Annotated in this window: 20 protein-coding genes and 1 pseudogene; 14 read left to right on the top strand and 7 right to left on the bottom strand. The window is 61.4% G+C overall.

The genetic code is table 11. The features are described from left to right. Window positions 1-164, bottom strand: a pseudogene (locus NCT04_RS31890) (Crp/Fnr family transcriptional regulator); the annotation flags it as partial. A gap of 323 nt (window positions 165-487) precedes the next feature. Then, complete coding sequence (locus NCT04_RS31895) at window positions 488-937, bottom strand: hypothetical protein (RefSeq protein ID WP_250469836.1); 450 nt, start codon at window positions 935-937, stop codon at window positions 488-490. Between the two features lie 298 nt (window positions 938-1,235). On the opposite strand from NCT04_RS31895, the gene NCT04_RS31900 reads away from it, so the two are divergent. The 11 genes from NCT04_RS31900 (at window position 1,236) to NCT04_RS31950 (ending at window position 9,852) form a co-directional block, all read left to right on the top strand. Continuing rightward, entirely contained in the window at window positions 1,236-1,538 is a 303-nt protein-coding gene (locus tag NCT04_RS31900) for a flagellar transcriptional regulator FlhD (RefSeq protein ID WP_250469837.1), read from the top strand. A gap of 2 nt (window positions 1,539-1,540) precedes the next feature. After that, window positions 1,541-2,122 (top strand): flagellar transcriptional regulator FlhC, encoded by a 582-nt coding sequence (gene flhC, locus NCT04_RS31905; protein WP_244831767.1) that lies wholly within the window; start codon window positions 1,541-1,543, stop codon window positions 2,120-2,122. A gap of 107 nt (window positions 2,123-2,229) precedes the next feature. Further along, window positions 2,230-3,126, top strand: a complete 897-nt coding sequence (locus NCT04_RS31910; protein ID WP_250469838.1) for a LysR family transcriptional regulator — start codon at window positions 2,230-2,232, stop codon at window positions 3,124-3,126. 97 nt (window positions 3,127-3,223) lie between these two features. Continuing rightward, window positions 3,224-4,237, top strand: a complete 1,014-nt coding sequence (locus tag NCT04_RS31915) for a succinylglutamate desuccinylase/aspartoacylase family protein (RefSeq protein WP_250469839.1) — start codon at window positions 3,224-3,226, stop codon at window positions 4,235-4,237. Window positions 4,238-4,254: 17 nt separating this feature from the next. Beyond that, on the top strand, window positions 4,255-5,613 hold the full coding sequence (locus NCT04_RS31920; RefSeq protein ID WP_250469840.1) for an MFS transporter: 1,359 nt from the start codon (window positions 4,255-4,257) through the stop codon (window positions 5,611-5,613). Beyond that, window positions 5,610-6,464, top strand: coding sequence for an MBL fold metallo-hydrolase (locus NCT04_RS31925; RefSeq protein WP_250469841.1), 855 nt, complete (start codon window positions 5,610-5,612; stop codon window positions 6,462-6,464). Before NCT04_RS31920 ends, NCT04_RS31925 begins: the two co-directional genes overlap by 4 nt. A 159-nt stretch (window positions 6,465-6,623) precedes the next feature. Then, window positions 6,624-7,187: a thioredoxin family protein gene (locus NCT04_RS31930; protein WP_250469842.1), complete on the top strand. Its 564-nt coding sequence runs from the start codon at window positions 6,624-6,626 to the stop codon at window positions 7,185-7,187. Window positions 7,188-7,297: 110 nt separating this feature from the next. Next, window positions 7,298-7,615: a DUF4148 domain-containing protein gene (locus NCT04_RS31935; RefSeq protein WP_244831773.1), complete on the top strand. Its 318-nt coding sequence runs from the start codon at window positions 7,298-7,300 to the stop codon at window positions 7,613-7,615. Window positions 7,616-7,725: 110 nt separating this feature from the next. Further along, the gene (locus tag NCT04_RS31940) at window positions 7,726-8,421 is read left to right on the top strand and encodes an anti-sigma factor family protein (protein ID WP_250469843.1); all 696 of its coding nucleotides are present in this window, start codon (window positions 7,726-7,728) and stop codon (window positions 8,419-8,421) included. Between the two features lie 43 nt (window positions 8,422-8,464). Further along, window positions 8,465-8,983 (top strand): RNA polymerase sigma factor, encoded by a 519-nt coding sequence (locus tag NCT04_RS31945; RefSeq protein WP_244831775.1) that lies wholly within the window; start codon window positions 8,465-8,467, stop codon window positions 8,981-8,983. Continuing rightward, the gene (locus NCT04_RS31950; protein ID WP_250469844.1) at window positions 8,980-9,852 is read left to right on the top strand and encodes an anti-sigma factor family protein; all 873 of its coding nucleotides are present in this window, start codon (window positions 8,980-8,982) and stop codon (window positions 9,850-9,852) included. Before NCT04_RS31945 ends, NCT04_RS31950 begins: the two co-directional genes overlap by 4 nt. A gap of 7 nt (window positions 9,853-9,859) precedes the next feature. On the opposite strand, the gene NCT04_RS31955 is transcribed toward NCT04_RS31950, so the two are convergent. Both NCT04_RS31955 and NCT04_RS31960 read right to left on the bottom strand, forming a co-directional pair. Further along, window positions 9,860-11,323, bottom strand: coding sequence for a tyrosinase family protein (locus tag NCT04_RS31955; RefSeq protein ID WP_250469845.1), 1,464 nt, complete (start codon window positions 11,321-11,323; stop codon window positions 9,860-9,862). Window positions 11,324-11,506: 183 nt separating this feature from the next. Then, window positions 11,507-12,325, bottom strand: a complete 819-nt coding sequence (locus NCT04_RS31960; protein WP_250469846.1) for a class I SAM-dependent methyltransferase — start codon at window positions 12,323-12,325, stop codon at window positions 11,507-11,509. Window positions 12,326-12,638: 313 nt separating this feature from the next. Between NCT04_RS31960 and NCT04_RS31965 the strand changes: the two genes are divergently transcribed. From NCT04_RS31965 to NCT04_RS31975, 3 genes are all read left to right on the top strand, one after another. Continuing rightward, entirely contained in the window at window positions 12,639-13,385 is a 747-nt protein-coding gene (locus NCT04_RS31965; RefSeq protein ID WP_250469847.1) for an SDR family NAD(P)-dependent oxidoreductase, read from the top strand. A 32-nt stretch (window positions 13,386-13,417) separates the two neighbouring features. Beyond that, on the top strand, window positions 13,418-14,164 hold the full coding sequence (locus NCT04_RS31970) for an SDR family NAD(P)-dependent oxidoreductase (protein WP_250469848.1): 747 nt from the start codon (window positions 13,418-13,420) through the stop codon (window positions 14,162-14,164). A gap of 88 nt (window positions 14,165-14,252) precedes the next feature. Beyond that, window positions 14,253-15,170 (top strand): LysR family transcriptional regulator, encoded by a 918-nt coding sequence (locus NCT04_RS31975; RefSeq protein WP_250469849.1) that lies wholly within the window; start codon window positions 14,253-14,255, stop codon window positions 15,168-15,170. Here the strand turns inward: NCT04_RS31975 and NCT04_RS31980 are convergent. The 3 genes from NCT04_RS31980 to NCT04_RS31990 are packed head-to-tail and all read right to left on the bottom strand — an operon-like array spanning window position 15,167 to window position 18,593. Continuing rightward, window positions 15,167-16,678, bottom strand: a complete 1,512-nt coding sequence (locus tag NCT04_RS31980) for an MFS transporter (protein WP_502800720.1) — start codon at window positions 16,676-16,678, stop codon at window positions 15,167-15,169. The genes NCT04_RS31975 and NCT04_RS31980 overlap by 4 nt on opposite strands. A 47-nt stretch (window positions 16,679-16,725) precedes the next feature. Further along, on the bottom strand, window positions 16,726-18,111 hold the full coding sequence (locus tag NCT04_RS31985) for a tripartite tricarboxylate transporter permease (protein ID WP_244831782.1): 1,386 nt from the start codon (window positions 18,109-18,111) through the stop codon (window positions 16,726-16,728). Beyond that, window positions 18,111-18,593 carry a hypothetical protein gene (locus NCT04_RS31990; RefSeq protein ID WP_244831783.1) on the bottom strand — a complete coding sequence of 161 codons (483 nt, stop codon included), beginning with the start codon at window positions 18,591-18,593 and terminating at the stop codon, window positions 18,111-18,113. Before NCT04_RS31990 ends, NCT04_RS31985 begins: the two co-directional genes overlap by 1 nt. Window positions 18,594-18,597: the final 4 nt, after the last annotated feature.

Consider the following 18,597-nt stretch of genomic DNA (forward strand, 5'->3'; position numbering starts at 1 on the left):
GTAGTCGGGAAGTACACGTGGTGAATGCGTTGTCCGGAATCGCAAAGCAACTGCTCCGTGCGCAACTGGACGAGTTCGAGATGAGGAGCGATTGCTTGCCATTCTTGCGCCGGAAGCGCGCCCAACAAATGGTTGCCGTGCAGGTCTGATTGAAGGCTCAACATGATTTTGACTTTTTGGTCTGTGCGCATTGCGCTGTGCTTTTTTCTGGCCACTTGAGGTTTCGTGATCGCATCTGACGGCGATCATCGAAACCTCAGGGCCAGCCCCGTAGCACCGTTAGCCGCTTGTTCGATTCCCGTTCGCGACTATTTACCGTGCTTTGTCATACATAAGCGAGAGGCGTGCCAGGAGCCCTCAATCCTCATACCAGCAAGGCGTCAGCCGGAATGTGCCGGGCCATACGAAGTGCGGGCGATGAAAAATGATTCAGTTTCGAACACGTTAAATCGCCGCTTAATGATCCTGCTTACATTTCAAGCGTCTTTCAGTGTTTCTCGAATACCGGTTTTAGCTTTTGCGCGCCTTTATCGGCCAGTGGTGCTTTTTTAATGGCAATGTTTTTGAGCCCGTTAAAGACTTGCTTCAAAATTGTTGCAGTGCTGCACGATAGATGCGCGCTGAAACCAAGATAGGGAAGAACTAGACTGCAGAACGCCCCGCCGAGGCAGGCGGTGCAAGCAATTGCGGCATCTCGGCGGCCCGAGCGCCTTGACGAGAAGGGATGACAAAACCCGGCCAAAATTGTTGCATTGCAGATACCCGCTCTCGTTTTCGCCTGCCGACAACCTTCTGTGAAGAACCGCCAAATCACATCTGGATTCAAGTTTTGCGGAAACAATTCCGCCTCACGGGTGGTAACTCTGTCGTTTTCATACATCAGGCGAAAGAAATTTTTACGGAACATTTTGCCGAAAGTGACTTTTTCAACGATCAAAGGCCTGAGCAGCTTTTTCTTTAACTAGCGGAAATATTTACGATTGATCAGACTAGAAGCGTCACTGGTGGACCTATATTCCGTCCATGCGAGAAGATTCTTTCGCCGGATAGGACGCCAATAAAGTATTTATCTTCTCTCCATAAACGTTTGCCTACTCAAAATAGTCCGATCGCAAAGGTTTGCCTCTGTAACATTGTGTTGCATGACAAATAGAATCGCCTCACAATCGGTTCCGTGCTCTGAAACAACTGATGTTTCCGACACTCCCCGTCACAGTCAACTTCGGTCCAACGCCATGACGCACGACAGCCAAACCCTCGATTCGATTCGTGAATTGAACCTGTCTTATCTGCTGCTTGCGCAGCGTGTGCTGACCGAAGACCGGGACGCGGCGCAGGCTCATCTCGGCCTGTCCGCCGAAATGGCTCAAACGCTGACGCAGTTGTCGCCCGATCAGACCGTGCGGCTGGCTTCGTCGTCGCAACTGCTGTGCTTCTTCCGCCTTGGCGGCGATGCGCTGCTCACGGGCCTCGCCAGTCTCACGGAACGCGCGCAAAGCGCTTCTGCCGCATCCAACGCATCGCTTTTGGTGGCCTGAACATGAGCACGACTGCATCGACGAAGAGTCTCGCCGACGACGCCAGCCAGGTGCTGCGCGCGGTTACGCTGATCAAACTCGGCGCACGCATGCAAGTGCTCGAGTCGGAGTTTCCGAAGCTCTCGCGCGACCGTCTCATTCGCCTCTATCGCGAAGTGAAGGGTGCTTCACCGCCCAAGGGCATGCTGCCCTTCTCCGCCGACTGGTATCTGACATGGGGGCCGAACATTCATGCATCCATGTTCGCCAATGTCTATGCGTTTCTCGAAGCCAACAGCCGCGAACTCGACCGCGTCGATCTCTTGAGCCGCGCCTATGGTCTTTATGCCGAGCATTTCACGATGCAAGGCGAGCCGCTGCAAATGGACCTGACGCGCGCATGGACGCTGGTGCGCTTCAAGGAAGCCGGCATGCTGCGCCTCGCGGGCTGCAAGCGCTGCCACGGCAAGTTCGTGGCGCACTCGCAGGACATCACGACCGGCATGGTCTGCGGAATCTGCCAGCCGCCGTCGCGTGCAGGCAAGACCAAGGCCGCAAAGGCCGCGCGCGAAGAAAGCGCCGCGTTGCAGGCGCGTGCCGCATAACACCAAGCCTTCTTCCAAGGTCATTCGCATCGCAGTTCCTCGGGCAAAGTGAGAGACTTCTTCGTGTCTCTCACCGCTCACATGGCCGTCTCACGCCAGACCAACACATGGAACTGCGCCATCTTCGTTACTTCATTGCCGTTGCCGAATTGCGCAGCGTGCGCGCCGCGTCCGAGCATCTGCATGTCACGCAGCCCGCCATTTCGCGGCAGATTCAAGATCTCGAACAGACCATCGGCGCGACGCTTTTCGAACGCACGCCGCGCGGCCTGAAGCTGACCGCTGCCGGCATCGCCTATCTCTCCGAAGCACGCGCGATCCTCGCCCATGTCGATGCCGCGAACCGGCTCGCGCATCGCATTGCATCGGGCGAACAAGGACGTTTGCGTGTGGGCTTCGTCGAGAACGCATCGTGGAGCGGTCTCGTGCTGTCCGCGCTCAACGCGTTTCAGCAGAACGCTCGCGACATAGCGCTCGAATTGCAGCCGATGAACACGCCCGAGCAACTCGATGCCATCGCCGCGGAACGGCTCGAAGGCGGCTTTTGTTACCGCTTCGGCGCGCTGCCCGATGGCTTCGCCAGCATCCGGCTGCTCGAACAGAACGTGGTGCTTGCGGTGCCCGAGCAATGTCCGCTCGCCGCGCAAGCCAGGGTGCGTGCAAGCGAGCTTGCTGCGCTGCCGCTCATCGCGTTTCCGCGACACGTCTATGCGGCCTACTATGACCGCCTCATCTCCGCGTGCGCCGAGCGCGGTCTCACGCTGAATATTCGCCAGGAAGCCTCCACCGAAACCGCGATTCTCTCGCTCGTGGCGGCAGGCGTCGGCGCGGCGCTCGTAAATGCGGCCAATCGCGAACGTCCGCCCGCACGCGTGCGCTTCGTCGAAGTGGAGGACCTGTCGGTGCCGTTGCCGCTCGAATTCTGCTTTCTTGCGCAGCACGGCAGCGCGGCATTGCAACGCTTCATCGAACTGCTCGAAGCGCAAAAGCACCCTGAAGCGTGATGCCCTGAAGGCATCGCCCGCTGCAGAAAACGGCATTGGCCAGCAGATATTTCGTCGGCAATAGTGGATACGAACCTACTCGATTCGAGATCCGCTCATGTCCACTACAGCCTCGCTCATTGCAACCGATATCGACTACGAACGCCACGGTTTTCAGACCGGCACACTGCGTCTACCGTGGTCGCATGACCGTTCCGCATACGGTCATATCCCCATTCCGCTCGCCGTCCTGAACGCGGGCGACGGCCCCACGGTGCTTCTTACCGGCGGCAATCACGGCGACGAATATGAAGGCCCCGTCGCGCTGATGAAGCTCATGCAGCGCATGCCATCGCTTTCGATTCGAGGTCGTATCATCGTCATACCGGGGCTGAATTTTCCGGCGTTCGTGAATGGCTCGCGCACATCGCCTATCGACGGCGGCAATCTCAACCGGCTCTTCCCCGGCTCACGTCACGGCAAGCCGACCGAGATGATTGCGCATTATGTCGAGACAGAACTGCTGCCGCGGGCCGATGTCGTCATCGACCTGCACGCGGGCGGCGCGAGCTTCGAACATGCGCCGACACTGCTTGCATCGCCGCCATCGGGCGATGCCGCACGTCGCGCGCGCTATCTCGATCTGGTGCGCGCGTTCGGCGCGCCCTACACCATGATCATGGATCTGCTCGGCGAGGATCGCACCTTCGCAGCCGCGGCCGAACGCCACGACACGCTCTTCCTATGCGGCGAATTCGGCGGCCATGCCGGCTGCGACGCGGCGAATCTCGCTATCGTCGAAAGCGGTTTGCAGCGCGTGCTGCATCGCCTCGATGTATTGCACGATGCGGCGCACGATGCGCCGCCCAGGACGCGTTATCTACGCGTGGAAGGCACGCAGCATTACGTGTATGCGCCGCATGCGGGCGTATTCGAACCCGCCTTCGCCTTGAACGACGAAGTGCGCTCGGGTCAGCTCGCGGGCCGTCTCTTCGATCCACAAGAACCGTGGCGCGCGCCGCGCGAAATCGCATTTCGTGGCGATGGTCGCGTGATGTGTGCGCGCACCTTTGCCCGCGTCGAAGCTGGCGATTGCATTGCGCTTCTTGCCGCCGAAGCATCCCTCGACTGATTTCAAGGAGCATTCGCATGAGCGCTCATCCGCTTGCGTCGGCTTCTAACGCCGATGCCCCGCTCGACGTCCGTCATCCGCTGTACGTCGTGCTGTTGTTCTTCACGTGCTTCGCGTTTTCGTATCTGGACCGTCAGATCGTCAGCATTCTCGTGCAGCCGATCAAGCTCACGCTCGGCGTCACCGATACTCAAATCGGACTGCTGCAAGGCTTCTCGTTCACCATGTGCTATGCGACTGCGGGTGTGTTCGTCGCGCGTCTCGTGGATCGCGCTAATCGCGTCAGGCTAATCGCCATATGCGTCGCGATCTGGGCCATTTCCACGGCTCTTTGCGGCTTCGCGACGAGCTTCACCGAACTGCTGTTCGCGCGCGCGGGAACAGCCATCGCGGAAGCGGCGCTGAGTCCTGCGGCGCTCTCCATCTTCAGCGATATCTTCGCGCCGCGTAAGGTCGCGCGAGCGAGCAGCGTCTTCATGCTGGGACCGTATATCGGCGGCGGGCTTGCACTCTTCGGCGGCGGCATGCTGCTATCCGCCGCTGGCGGCGACGTGAGCACATGGCTCGCCGCGCATGGCTTTCAGCCGTGGCAAGCGGTTTTCGTGCTCGTCGGATCACCAGGACTCGTCCTGGCAGCACTCGTTGCCTTGACGATTCGCGAGCCGGCAAGACGCGAAGCCACGACTATCAGCATCGCCAATACGGATTTTGATGAGGCCCTGCCCTCGCTACGCGAAGTGCTCGCCGAACTGTTCATGCGCAATCGCTTCTGCGCACCGTACTTTGCCGCTTATGTCGCGCTCATCACGCTGTTCTATTCGCATGCCGCGTGGTTTCCCACCTTGCTCATGCGGCACTTTCATCTTGCGCCCGCCATGGTCGGAAAGATGGCCGCGCCTGCTTACATGACCGGCGGCATGATGGGCGTGGCGCTTGCTGGCATGCTCGCCGCGCGCGTCACCGACGAACGCACGCTACACAAAGTCCTCATGCTGTCGACATGCGCCGTGACCGCGCTGGTGCCCGCCGCCATCGCCATGCCGCTCGTGACCAACAGCACGCTCGCGATCTTGCTCTACGGCGCATGTGCGCTCGCCGCGAGCATTGCGATGGCGCTCGCACCCGTGCCACTGCAAATCGCCGTGCCTAATCGCATGCGCGGCCGTTCGATCGCGCTGCTCGTCTTCATGACCAATGCGATAAGCGGCGGCGTCGGTCCGCTCGCGGTAGGCTACCTCAACGAGCATCTCGCGGGTGCGCATGCCGGCTTAGGCACGGCGCTCGCCATCGTCGGCGGTGTATCCGCGCTTGCGAGCGCCCTGCTTTACGCATTGGCGACGACGCGCATTGCATCGACTACGAGGAAAAACGCATGAACACAGCGCTCGACTGGCGTCTTAACGAAATGCGGGTCACGCGTATCGACGAAACGGAATTTTCGTTAAAGGCCGACGTGCTGTTTCCCAACGAGGATTTGGCGAGCATCAGTTCGGACAATCAGCAAGTGACGCTACGCACACATCTATGGGTCGTCGAGATCGACGGGCTGACGCTCGTGGTGGATACGGGCATCGGCAACGGAAAGCCAAGACCCTTCAGTGCGCTATTCGACCGGCTCGACAACCCTGTGCTGCAGCGTTTCGAAGCGGCGGGCTTCGACCGGCATCGCGTGGACTATGTGCTGCTCACGCATTTGCATGTCGATCACGTCGGTTGGAATACGCATTGGGAGAACGGGCGCTGGACGCCTGTGTTTCCCAACGCGACTCATGTATTCGGCGAACGTGAGCGCGCGTTCTTCGACACGCCCGCGGGCGCACCGCGACGCATGGTGTTCGATGACAGCGTTGCGCCTTTGATCGATGCGGGCATCGCGCTTACAGTGCCGGACGAAGGCGCAATCCTTCGCGAAGGCATCCGGTTTTGGCCAACCTTCGGGCATAGCGCGGGACACATGGCGATAGAGATAACGTCCGGCAAAGAGCGTGCGCTCTTCTCGGGCGATGTCATGCATAGCCCGTTGCAAGTATCAAGACCGCAGTTCGGTTCGACCTTCTGCCTTCGACCTGATCTTGCACGCGCTTCGCGCGAATGGCTCTTGAACCATGCAGCCGAGACGAATGCAACGGTCTTTCCCGCGCACTTCCCGATGACCTCAGCAGGCAAGGTGCAGCGCATCGGCGATGAATTCGCCTGGCGCTATCTTGCGTACAACGCGAGCCATTGAGCTTGCGCTAAAGCGTCGTCATGCCCATGCCTTGCGGATACGCTTCGTATCACAGCGTATCCGCATCCTGAAGCGACACACGCCGATTCATAACCACCACAAGCGAGATACACCGCCGCGATCCAATACGACCTGACATTGACTCCAAAGGAGTAAATCATGTTCAGTCGTTTCAGGATCGCCGCTGTTGCAGCCGGCATCGCGGGCAGCGCGGCGTTCGCGGTCTTCGCATCCACTCATGTCTCGTTGCCCGCTACCGCAACCGTAGCGAACGGTGCAAACGCGCCAGACTTCAAGGGTATCGACAACTGGTTCAACAGCGCGCCGCTCGATCTTAAGCAACTGCGCGGCAAGGTGGTGCTCGTCGAGTTCTGGACTTTCGACTGCATCAATTGCGCTCACACGCTGCCCTACGTGAAAGACTTGCATGCGCGCTATCGCGACAAAGGGCTCGTCGTGGTGGGCGTGCATTCGCCCGAGTATGGCTTCGAACGCGATACGGGCAATCTAAGGAAAGCCATCGTTCGCAATGGCATTGAATACCCCGTTGCGCAAGACAACGAGTTCGCGACATGGCGAGCTTATGGGAATCGATACTGGCCAGCGTTCTATCTCATCGATCAGAACGGCAAACTCGTCTATAGCCACTTCGGCGAAGGTCAATACGCGCAGACCGAGCAGAAGATTCGCGCACTGCTCGCACGCGATGACAAAGCGAAGTGACCGACCCTCAGTCAGCAAGCACGTTCATGCCGAAAATTCTCGGGAATAGATTCGCCGCAACGGTTGTTTGTCTACATGCAAGCCCATTAAACACGCTCAAGGAGCCGAACATGAACCTCGTCAAACTCGCCGCTGTATCCGCCGCACTCGTCCTCTCCTCAGGCGCTTTCGCGCAGAGCCTCACACGCGCCGAAGTTCGCGCACAACTCGTTCAGGCCGAGCAAAACGGCTCGCGACTCGTGGTCGATGCCTCGTATCCCGACGTCAGCCCGATCTATCAGAATCAGGTTGCGCATGCAAAGTCCGCGGATACGACCTCATACGGCGGCGCCGCGTCCACGAGAGACTCGGGCAACGCACGCATGAACATGAGCGCCTCGCAATGCGTGGGGCCCTACAGCTTCTGCCATATCTACGCCGGTTCCTGATGGCCGCAAGCTCGCCCGCCGCTGCATCGAAAATATTTCGCGTCTTGCGGAATAAACGCGGCGTGGCGCTGTTTGCGTCATTGACCCGATCTTCGAACAGGCCCGCAATCGTGAATCCGCCCTCTGAAATGCGTCTATCCGAAGCCGATGTCCAGGCTTTCGCGGACGGCGTGCTCGCGTCGGAACGGACCGAACGCTTGCACGCCTATCTAGCGCGGCGGCCGGATGAAGCACGCAGAGTCGTGTTTTACGATCGACTGAACGTGCAACTGCGTTCGATGTACGACGTCAGCCACGCTCAACCAGCATCGCGCCGTCCCACGATCGACCTGCGCTTCCGGTTACTCGCGGCGATCCTGGCGTGTATCGCGCTCATGATCTCGGCGATCTGGGTCACCGTGCGCGTCCCTGATGCGGCGCTCGAACGCGCAGCCGTCGAAGCACTATCGATAGATGCACCAACAGCGACAACGCCCGTTCCCGCCGCTGCCGCGCCCGATCTTTCGTCGCTTGGATTTCGCGCTACCTGCATACGCAACGTGACGCTCGGCGCTTTCTCGACGGTCAGCGTAATCACCTATCGCAACGCTTTAAATGAACCGCTCGTCCTGCTCTCGATGCGCGCACCCGCGGCATCCATGCGAACGCCGTGGCAGGCGCATAGAATCGATGCGGCGCGCCTTCTCGAATGGACTTCGACCGCTGGCGTGCGCACAGTGGTGGGCGCTAGAGCGGGCACGCAAGGACTGATGCGCGCGGCCGACTTGCTGGCGAAGCAACAAAACATGCAAGGGAATGCCTCGTGAACGCCCGCGCCGACAATCGAACCGCCCACTGCAAGGAGCCGCAATGAGCGTGCGAGACCAATTGATGGACCACGTACCGCGTTTGCGGCGCTATTCGCGTGCGCTCATCCGCAATCAGGAACTCGCCGACGATCTCGTGCAGGACACGCTCGAACGCGCCCTGCGCAACACCGAAAAATTCGAATCCGGCACCGACCTGCGCGCGTGGCTTTTCACGATCATGCACAACGTGTTCGCCAACCAAACGCGCCGTGCGGATGCGCGAGCCGTGCATGTCTCCGTCGATGAAGAAGCTATCGACGAAAGCGAGTTCGCGGTGGCTAGCCGCGACACGCAATCGCTGGAAATGCGCGATCTCGACTATGCGCTGCAGCGTCTGCCCATCGAACAGCGGCAAGTGGTGCTGCTCGTCGGGCTCGAAGAGATGAGCTATGCGGAAGTGGCGCTCGCCCTCGAAATACCGCTCGGCACGGTAATGTCGCGGCTTTCGCGCGGACGCGAGCGGCTTCGCGCGCTAATGGCAGGCAAGCAGGACAGCGCTCAATTGAAGGTGGTGCGATGAACAGACAATCGACTCCCGTCAGCGAGGACGAAATCCAGGCTTACGTGGATGGCGTGATCGCCGAACACCGGCGCGAGGAAATCGATCGGCTGCTTGAAACCGACGACGCGCTCGCGGGCCGCGTGAGCGACTACTTTTCGCTCAACAGCATGCTGCATGATCGTTACGATCGCGTATTGCAAGAGCCGCTGCCGCAACGTCTCGTGCTGCCGCTCGAATCGGCATCCAGTACTGTCACGAAGGTCGATGCGGGTCGACGTGAAGCCGCGAATTGGCCGCGCTTTGCGGGACTCGCTGCGGCACTCGTGCTGGGTATCGGCATCGGCGCGGGCGGCATGTTCAGCGAAACAGCGCGCGACATGCTCATGCCGAATGGCGAGAACACTTCGCTTCGTCACGTCAGTCTCTCCCGCGACGAATCGTTCGCGCGGCAATCGGCTATCGCCTATGTCACGTATGCGCCAATGGTCACGCGTCCCGTCGAAGTCGGTGCGGATCAGGAAGAAGAACTCGTGAAGTGGCTATCGAGCCGCCTCGGCACCGACGTGCACGCGCCCGTGCTCACGCGCGTGGGCTTCAATCTGATGGGCGGCCGTCTCTTGCCCGGCGATGAAGGTCCTATCGCGCAGTTCATGTATCACGATGCCAATGGCGAACGCATCACGCTCAACGTGTCTCATCGCAAAGTGAGCCGCGACGTCACCGCGTTCAAGCTGTATCAGGACGGCTCGGTCAACGTGTTCTATTGGGTCGATGGCGACTTCGGCTATGCGGTATCGGGCGCGATTGCACGGCCGCAATTGCTCGCGGTGTCGCACGACGTGTACGAGCAACTCACCGCGAGAAACGGACAGAAATCAACGCAGTGAGCGCGGCTTATGGGGCATCCGCGGCAAGTTCGACGCGCATCTCGCCGATGGATATCGCCGTTCCCTTAACCGCATTCACACCGCTCACGCGCACGAACGACACGACCACTTCATTCGGGTTCGCCACGCCCGCGCGCGCGAGCAATTCAGTCACGGGAAACTCGATCGAGCTGCCGCCGTGATGCGTCGCTGTCGATACCTCGAACGCGCCGAGCGTGCCGACGAAGTGAGCATCGCGTTGAGCATCCGGGTCGCCGGTTGCGGGCAAATTCACATAGACGTTGTAGAAGAATCCGCCGGCACGCGCCGCCGCCGGCATGGACACGCCGTCCAGCACGAGATTCACATGACGAAATCCCGAAGCGGCGGGCCTGGCCGCTTGCGACTGCGACTGCGCGTGCGATTCGATCGCGCTGCTGTCGTCCGCTTCCGGAGCCACGGCAAGCGTATCGCGCAGCAACGTGGCATTGGCGGCCTGAAGCGGAATGCGCGCGCTGATGGAGTTGTCGGCAAGGGCGACGCCCTTCACGCCGCCAAGCGAACGCCGCGTGGATGACACCGTGCGCCCCGCGCTTGCGGTAAAGGTGCCTATCTGAGGACGTCCGCTTATGGGTGACATTTGCGCCTGAACCCGAATGATTCCGCCGCGTTCTGCTTGCGGTGGCAAGATGACTGGAACGGTATCGTTGGCGTAATCGTATCCCAGCCCCGTGGTCGTCCGCGTCTTGGCCTTCGTCATCGTGAGGTTGGTCGCATACGTGAAGCTGCCGGACCAGTACTTGTTGTTGGCTGCAGGAACCTTGCTCGTCGAGCGCAACGACCACGCATTCCACAGGCGGTCGAGGTTCGCATGATGCAGATAGAAAATGGGATCGAGCGGCGCGGTCATGATATCCGCCATGTATCCGCCGATGATGTCATGCACCGGATTGTGCGGTGCATTCTCCAGTTTAGTCTCGAACGCGTTGCTCGTGCCACGCTGAAAATTGGCGACGCTGCGCGCGAACGGGCTCAAATCGAGCGCCTGATAGACGTTCGTGTTCACACGCGATGTGTATAAGGGATTGCCGCTCGCGGTATCGGTGAATTCGGAGGGCATCACGGGATACGTGTAGTAATCCCAGTACGGAAGCGTCAGCGTGTTATCGCCTGACACAGTGCGCAGTTGTTGTTCGAAGTAATAGATATAACCGCGATGCCACGTCAGAAAGTACGCCACGCCATGCGGGCAATAATTCGAATGCACGTTGCTCCAGTACTGCCATGATGCCGGTTTGCTGCTGTCGGCCGTGGCTCGCATGGTGCGGATGGCATTGAGAAACGACGCGTAGTGAGGCGTTGTCTTGAAGACTTGCCATTCGAGCCGTATGACATTGGGCGTCGCGGCGAAACCGAGTTCGGGTATGGACGCAAGCGCAAGCGCCGACGCCGTCCCCGTGACGAACGAGCGCCGGGTAATCGTGGAAGCCATGTTTGTCCCCTCGTGCCCGCGGATTGCCCGCGAACGCTCCGCGTCCGACTCTTCTAATGAGTCAGCCGACGTGGCAGTAGTGATCGGAAAATGCCAAGGAAGTATGGTTCACTTCGCGCAGGGTTCAACGAATATTTAGAATCCCAACGAAAGTGAACGTGTACTAGCGCACATTGCCGGAACTCAAACGTCCGTTCGTGCTGCGTTGCTCCAGACGATCACAGTCTGCTCCGACTCTGCCCCATAGCCTATTTCGTGACTGTCATAGGGAATCGAGCACGAGAGGTGTCGCGTCAAGATCGGCGATTGATCGAAGACATGCGCGCAGACGGGGTAGATATAAACCACCGTGAGTTTGCGGATAGTTGCATCTGCAACCGCTTTCTCCAGATTGTTCAGAAGCGTTGCCATGAGCGCGGCGCCGAAGGGATTGAACAGGAAGACAACGAGATCGCCCTTCGGAAATGCGAGTTCGAGCGCATTCTCGACGAAGGCCTGCATGCGTATCCTCTGCGGAAACCGGCGCGCAACGATCTCGGCATTGCGGTTCGCTATCTCGATGAGCGGCTCGGCCAGGTCATAACCGAGCACGGCGTCGAAGGGAAACTCGGTGGCCACGATCATCGGCCGCCCTTTTCCGCAGCCGATATCGATGAACGTGCTGCCACGCACGTCTCCAAGTTGCTGCAGCGCATGCCGCACAATGCTTGGCTGCGATCCCATATACGGTAGATTGCCCGCATCGGCGCCGGGGCCGCTGTCGGATTCGGGCGGATAAATGCCGCCTGTATCGGTGCCGAGCATGCGGTCGATAGGATGCGTTCTATAACAGCCGTTATAAAGCACGCGCAAGACAGGCACGCGTTCGCCGAAGCGTCTGATCCACGAGACGAAGAGCAGCGTCTGAACCCAGTCCGGCAAGGCGGCGACCACGGCGATCAGCCGCCATTTGATCGTGCGTTTCATTCGGGTTTTGAAGCTCATGCTCATCGTCGTGTTCATGGAAACTCCGTTGGGGGCGGGCTGCGAATGTACGCAAGTACGACGAATGACGCGCAACGTCTGGATCGTCGCGACCAGTCTTTATAGACTCGCGCCTGGCGATTGAATGTGACGTGACGCACATAGCGTCGCGGGACAGGAGTGGCGTTTTCCCGAACGCGAGGGCAGTTCGTGATCCCAATGCGCCATGCCTCGCAGGCATGGCCCGCTGCCTCGAAAGTCTTTTTCTTGAGCAAGCACGCGCCCTACATTTGAGTCCACCGACGGGCCTGCAACGCAACCCCGTCTCTCTCAGACCTCATGGAGTCACGAAATGGACAAGCCAGTCATTCTCATCACGGGCGCGCTCACCGGCATTGGCCGCGCAACGGCGTTTGCGTTTGCCGACAGCGGCGCGCGCATCGTCGTATCGGGCCGGCGTGAAGCCGAAGGACGCGCGCTCGAAGCCGAACTGCGCGAACGCGGTGCAGAAGCGTTCTTCGTTGCCGCCGACGTACGCCACGAAGACAGCGTGCGCGATCTCGTCGATGCAGCCGTCGCGCACTTCGGCCGTATCGATGCCGCCGTGAACAACGCGGGCACCGAAGGCCAGCCCGGTGCGATCGTCGATCAGAGCGCCGCAAGCTATGCATCGACTTTCGATACCAACGTGCTCGGCACGCTCCTTAGCATGAAGCACGAACTGCGCGTCATGCAGGCGCAGAAGCACGGCAGCATCGTGAACGTGTCGTCGACTTACGGGCATGAAGGTGCGGCGTTCGCGTCGGTCTATGCGGGCAGCAAGCATGCGGTCGAAGGCATGACGAAGTCCGCCGCACTCGAAGTCGCGGCGCTCGGCGTGCGGGTCAACGCAGTGGCGCCCGGCCCCACGGATACCGGCATGCTCGACCGCTTCACCGGAACCTCCGAACGCAAGGCCGCGCTTGCATCGAAGGTGCCGCTTGGACGTGTTGGCACGCCTGTCGATATCGCGCGCGCAATCGTCTTTCTTGCTTCGGATACGGCCTCGTTCGTCACGGGTCAGATCGTCACCGTCGATGGTGGCAAGACCGCGGGCTGACGCGTTCTCTTCCCTATTAAAGGAGCAACGACATGAACGATCTTTCAGGCAAGACCGCGCTCGTCACGGGCGCATCGCGCGGTATCGGTCGCGCAACGGCTATCGCGCTGTCGCGTGCGGGGGCAAGCGTGCTGGTTCACTACAGCAGCGGCGAACAGGAAGCCGAAGCCGTCGTCGCGCAGATTCGCGCCGCAGGCGGCACCGCGCAGAAAGTGCAGGCGAATTTGCGCGATGCAGACGGACCGCACCAACTCGCACGGCGTGTACGTGAAGTGGTCGGCGACAGGCTCGACATCCTGGTTGCCAACGCGGGCATCTCGAAGGCCGCGAGCATCGAGAATACGACCGTCGATGACTTCGACGCGCTCTACGCCGTGAACGTGCGCGCGCCCTACTTCCTCGTGCAGCAACTGCTTCCCGCGATGTGCAAGGGCAGCAGCGTGGTCTTGCTGTCGTCGCTCGTGGCGCGCGCGTCCGTGACCTCGCTGTCCGCTTACGCCGCGACCAAAGGCGCGGTCGATACGCTCGTCAAGCACTTCGCGGCGACGCTCGGCGAACGCGGCATTCGCGTGAATGCGGTGGCGCCGGGCGTCGTGGAAACCGATATGTCGAACTTCACGAAGACCGACGATGGCCGCGCACTCACGCTCGGCATGCAGGCGCTCAAACGCATTGCGCAGCCGGACGACATCGGCGACGCCGTGGCCTTTCTTGCTTCGAATGCCGCACGCTGGGTCACGGGCGAGACGCTACACGTGGACGGCGGCTCGAAGCTTTGACCGTTGAACGCGCATGACGACTCGTGCAGTTGGACGATTGCCCGGATAATCTCCGGGTGATACGTTCAACGACTCGCACGGGAAGCCCATGGAACTGCGGCATCTGCGGTACTTCATTGCAGTGGCGGAAACCGGCAGTCTGACCGAAGCGGCGGAACAGCGGCTGTTCACGTCGCAGCCTTCGCTCAGCAGACAGATCCGTGATCTGGAAGATCAGGTCGGCACGCGCCTCTTCGAGCGTAGCGCGCGCGGCGTGGATCTGACGCCCGCTGGCAAGGCCTTCATGGAGCACGCGAAAATCGCCTTGAATCAGGTCGATGCCGCCGTCGAAGCCGCGCGCCGTGCCGCGACGCCAAGCAAGCAACGTTTCGCGCTCGGCTTTCTCACGGGCCAAGAGATGAACTGGCTTCCGGGCGCCATGCATATTCTTCGCGACGAATTGCTCAACGTCGATGTCACGGTATCGAGCGATTATTCGACCGAACTCGCGGAAGGCGTCGCGCGCGGCAAGCTCGACCTCGCCTTCATGCGCGCGGAGCCGGACTTCGATCTGGCGTATTACATCGTCGATAAAGAACCGCTCGTCGTGTTGATGCCGAGCGATCACGCGTTGACCGAACGCGCCGAGATTGCGCCGCAAGACCTCGTGGGCGAACCGTTCATTGCCATGGCGGGCAAGGCGAAGGTGCTGCGTTCCGTCGTCGACGATTATCTCGAACGCTCGGGCGTGCATATCGTGCCATCGCAGAGCGTCGATAACCCGGCGATGGTCATGTCGCTCGTGGCATCGACGCGCGGTCTCGTGCTGATTCCATCGTACGTTCAGAATTTGATGCCGTGGTCCGTCGTCAGCCGTCCCTTGGGAGGCGATGCACCGACTATCGACCTGGCTGTCGGCTATAGCAAGTCGAATCAGTCGCCGACCTTGCGCCTCTTCCTATCGCGGCTCGACGAGCTCATCGCGCGTCACGCCGCCGAGCGTCGAATGAACATAAACAACACTTAACGGGCGGAGCGAATCGTCGCGACCGCGACGCCTCCCGCTGCGAACGCGCATAGCGCGGACAGCAACGCGACGGCGCGCAATGCGCCGGCGACCGCGCTGGCATCGCTGACAGATGCTGCCTTGGAAGCCATCGCGGCGTCGTGCGACCACACGAACACGATGCCGAGCAGCGCAATCGCAAGCAGGCTCGCCACGCGTGCAACCGCATTGTTGATCCCCGATGCCACGCCCACGCGTTCGCTTTCGACCGACGCCATGACGACCGACGTGAGCGGCGCGACCGTGATCGTGAGGCCGATGCCGAGCACGACGAGCGCGGGAAGAAAGCTCGTCCAGTAGCTGCCGCTCACGAAAGGCAGCGCGAGCATGCCGAAGCCGAAGCCCGCGACGCACGGCCCCACGGTCAACAATGCGCGCGCGCCGAAGCGCCCCGTCACGCCCCCCGTCACGCGCGACAGCAGTCCGATGATGAGCGGCATCGGCAAGAGCGCGGCGCCCGCTTGCGTCGCCGTATAGCCATAGGCGCGAATCAGCGTGAACGGCAGGAAGAACAACACGCCGCCCAAGCCGAAGTACAGCAGCAACGTGACGACGTTCGCGCCGCTGAAGTCGCGCGAGCGGAAGACATCGAGCGGCATCATCGGCGCCGCGCTTTTCGCTTCTATCGCGACGAACACGGCAAGCACGAGCACGCCGACGCCCAGCGCGCACAGCACGAGCGGATTCCCGAAACCGCGTGCCGATGCTTCCGTGAGTCCATAGGTCAGCGCCGCTAGTCCCGCCGCCGCGCACGCCGCGCCGGGCCAGTCGAGGCGCTGTGTCGCGTCGGGCTTGTGGCTGTCGGGATCGGCCAGCAGGGCGAGCGCGATGGTCGCGGCGGCCAGCGGCACATTGAGGAAGAAGATCGCGCGCCATGAGTAGGCATCGACGAGCCAGCCGCCCGCCGCCGGACCGAGCGCCGACGTAATTGCGCCAACGCCCGCCCATGTGCCGATGGCGCGTCCGCGCGCTTCGCCCTCGAACACAGCGCCGATGATCGCGAGACTGCTCGGCACGAGGAGCGCCGCGCCGATGCCCTGCACCGCCCGCGCGCCGATGAGCCACGCGGTATCCGGCGCGAAGCCGCATACCGCCGAAGCCAGCATGAAGATGGCGATGCCCGCGATGAACACGGTGCGACGGCCGAGCTTGTCGCCCATCGACCCGCCGACCAGCACGAGCGAGCCGAGCGAAAGCAGATACGCGTTCACGACCCACTGCATGGCCGCGACGCTCGCGCCAAGCTGGCTTTGAATGGACGAGAGCGCGACATTGACGACCGAGCCGTCGATGAAGGCCATGCTGGAACCGAGGATCGTCGCCGCCAGCGCGAGCCGTTTGCGCCGGCAGGGTCGATCGGTCGCTTCAGGCTGCGTGCGAATGATCAGTTCATCGCACGGACCTTGCGGCGCGGCGTGCCGCACCACGGGAGGCGACACCGCGCGCTCTTTCAAGTCCTGACTCGTCACATTCGCTCCTCGATGGCGTGAACCATCAAGGATACGTCCACGCGCGGCTAGCCGCCGAAGAGCTTCGTGATGGCCGGCACGCTCAGGACCGCCGTGTAGTAGCCCATGAACTGCACGCCGGTGTTGAAGCCGAACAAGCGCGACAATAGTCCGCCGATCAGCCCCACGGTCAGGATCACGAGCAGCCCCAGCAGTTGCCCTTCCCACACGCTGATCACCACGATCAAGCCGACGAAGGTCGCGATGATCGCCTCGTGACTCAGCTTGCGTGCGACGAACGACGCCGCGCGATGCGCGTAGTTCATCGACAGCGGATAGGCCACGAGCGCCGCCAGCACCACCGCAAGCAAGCCGAAGCCGAGAAACTGCCAGGTCGTCATCATCGTGTGAAGATTGTTGATGTGACCCGTCGCGGTATCCACGGTAAAGCGCGGCGGCGCGTTGAAGAGCGGCGCGGCCGGTCCCGCCGCGACCGGACTCAGCGGCAGACCGAAAGCGATGAGCGGAATCAGCGCCTCGGCGATATACGTGGCCTCGGTCACACCGTTACGCGCCGAAATCACGGTCGTGAGCCGGTGATACGCATGCTTCACGCGCGAGCCGACGAGTTCGCCGAGCACGACCGTCATCGCGACCGGGCTGAACACGAAGGTCGCGCTGGAGATGGCGGCGGTCGCGACGACCCAGCCGCGTTGCTGGCCATCGAGCACCTTCAGCGGATTCGGGAAGTAACCGCTCCAGCCCTTCACATCGGGCGCGAGCGAAAACGTGCGCGGACGATCGCGCCGCATATGCGTGCGGCCCACGGGCGAAAGTATCGAAAAGAGATCGGCGATAAGCGGCCCGATGGCGATGCCGAGAAAGTAGCTGACCGAGAGCTTGACGCCATATTTGCCCGTAAGCGCCTGCAAGCCGATGATCAAAAGCACGAACGGCACGAGCAGCAGCACCGAAGCCCAGCGTCCCGACGAAAAGTATGCAATGGCAATGGCCGCCGCCAGAAACACCCACGGCGCGGCCTTCGTGATGACCGGCCCGAACGGTGCGAGCAGCACGGCGAACAGCACCGCGAGCGGGACCGCGACGAATGCCGCGATGATCGCGCCCGAGATCATCTTGCGCAGCGCAATGTGCGGCACGCCGAGATTGCGCAGCATCGTCGCTTGTTGCAGAAGCGGCGTGGCGAGCGTGTCGCCGGGAATGCCGAGCAGCGCGGTGGGTATCGCGTGTGTCATGTGCTTGGAGACCGCGCCCGCCATAAAGAACGAGAATACGCCGACAGGCGGCACACCCAGCAACACGACGAGCAGCGTGAGCGGCGCGAGCGTGGTGGTTTCGTCCGTGCCCGAGATGAGGCCGATGCCCGCAAAGACGACCGCGCCGATGAGACCCATCGACAGCGCGACGAGCAGTTGTTGAACGAGCGGTTCCATCAGCGCGCTCCTTCGCGCACATCGGCGCGCTTTTCGTAATCGGCGAAGAGTTCGTAGAGGCCGAGTTCCTTCATTTCCGCCGCCACCGCGGGCGGCAGATCCGCGACGCGTCCGAGCCCACCCGCTTCGCTCGCAAGTTGCGCGAGCACTTCCTCGCGGCCGGCCGCGCCATGCGCTTCCTCGATCACTTCGCGCTTCGGGCGGAACAGCTTCGCGCAGACCGCGCCCGCAATCAGGCATCCCGCGAGACCGACGAGCATCGCGTAGGCGCGCGCCATCGCCGGGTCGGGTACATAGGCCGCGAGCACGCGATTGGCCGCCGCGAACGCGCCATAGCTGATCGCGATGCCGAGCACGACCGACCAAGCGAGATGCCGCGTATCGACGGTATCGCCCCAGATTTCGACGAGCTTGTAGTCGGCCTCGGCCGCGTTCGTCGTTGCCCGATGACCGCGCTGAGGCGCGGCGAGTTGTTGTTCCATGTCT

The organism is Caballeronia sp. GAFFF2 (assembly GCF_023631485.1).
Classification (GTDB): Bacteria; Pseudomonadota; Gammaproteobacteria; order Burkholderiales; family Burkholderiaceae; genus Caballeronia.